General features: G+C 75.6%; 2 protein-coding genes. One reads left to right on the forward strand and one right to left on the reverse strand.

What is annotated here, in order from left to right:
• Positions 1–226: hypothetical protein (locus AB0I76_RS29935; protein WP_357042493.1), on the reverse strand; the 226-nt coding region annotated here is incomplete at its 3' end.
• A gap of 74 nt (positions 227–300) precedes the next feature.
• On the opposite strand from AB0I76_RS29935, the gene AB0I76_RS29940 reads away from it, so the two are divergent.
• Positions 301–1,366, forward strand: a 1,066-nt coding sequence (locus tag AB0I76_RS29940) for a CaiB/BaiF CoA-transferase family protein (RefSeq protein WP_357042496.1), incomplete at its 3' end; no start/stop codon positions are given.

The following is a 1,366-nucleotide window of genomic DNA, read 5'->3' on the forward strand; positions in this document are numbered from 1 at the left end:
CCGACAGCCACCACCACAGCCCCACGCCGAGCAGCACCCCGCCCACGGCGATCGGCGCGTAGTTGACCGCCGACCGCCAACCGCCCCGCGCCCGGGTCGGCCGCAGCGGCACCGGAGTCACCTCGACGTCCACCTCGCCCAGCGCGTCGACCAGGTGCGTCACGTAGTCACTGACGCCGTCGGCGTCGGGGCGGCCGGGGCCGTGCAGCATGGCCACCCTGATCACGCCACTCCCCCGATCCACCCCACGAGCGTTCCCCGCCCCTTACCCGGCAAACGCCGAGCGCCTATGGTGGCCCGATGACGGACGACGCGGTGACCGGTCCCCTCGCCGGCGTACGGGTGATCGAGCTGGCCGGCATCGGACCGGGCCCGTTCACCGCGATGATGCTGGCCGACCTGGGCGCCGACGTGGTCCGGGTGGACCGGGTGGGCGACGTGGACCCCTCCGCGTTCGGCACTCCGCACCCGGACCTGCTGAACCGGGGCCGCCGCTCGATCGCGGTGGACCTGAAGTCGGCCGGCGGGCGGGAGGCGGTCCTCGCGCTGCTCGCCGACGCGGACGCGCTGATCGAGGGTTTCCGGCCGGGCGTGACCGAGCGGCTCGGCCTGGGACCGGCCGACTGTCACGCGGTCAACCCCCGGCTGGTGTACGGGCGGATGACCGGCTGGGGCCAGGACGGGCCGGCCGCCCCGTACGCGGGGCACGACATCGACTACCTGGCGCTGACCGGGGCGCTGCACGGCATCGGCCGGGCCGGGGAGCGCCCGGTGCCGCCGATGAACCTGCTCGGCGACTTCGGTGGCGGCGGCATGATGCTCGCCCTGGGCCTGGTCTCCGCCCTGTACGCGGTGCGCAGCGGCGCCCCCGGCCAGGTGGTGGACGCGGCCATCGTGGACGGCGTGGCGGTGCTCGGCACCCAGATCCACGCGCTGCGCCGGATCGGCATGTGGCAGGACCCGCGCGGGGTCAACCTGCTCGACGGCGGCGCCCCGTTCTACGACACGTACGAGTGCGCCGACGGCAGGTACGTCGCGGTGGGCGCGCTGGAGCCGCGCTTCTACGACGAACTGGTGCGGCGCACCGGGTTCCCGCTGCACCCGGACGAGGCGCTGGACCGCACCGACCCGGCGAACTGGCCGGCGCTGCGCGAGTCGTGGGGCCGGCTCTTCCGGACCCGCACCCGGGACGAGTGGACGGCGCTGCTGTCCGCGTCGGACGCGTGCGTGGCGCCCGTCCTGGACTGGACCGAGGCGCCGGAGCACCCGCACCTGGCCGCCCGTGGCACGTACACCGAATCCGACGGTGTCCTCCAGCCGGCCCCGGCGCCGCGCTTCTCCGGCACCCCGACGGCCCTGCGCCGGC

The sequence above is a fragment of the Micromonospora sp. NPDC049799 genome, assembly GCF_040656655.1.
Classification (GTDB): domain Bacteria; phylum Actinomycetota; class Actinomycetes; order Mycobacteriales; family Micromonosporaceae; genus Micromonospora.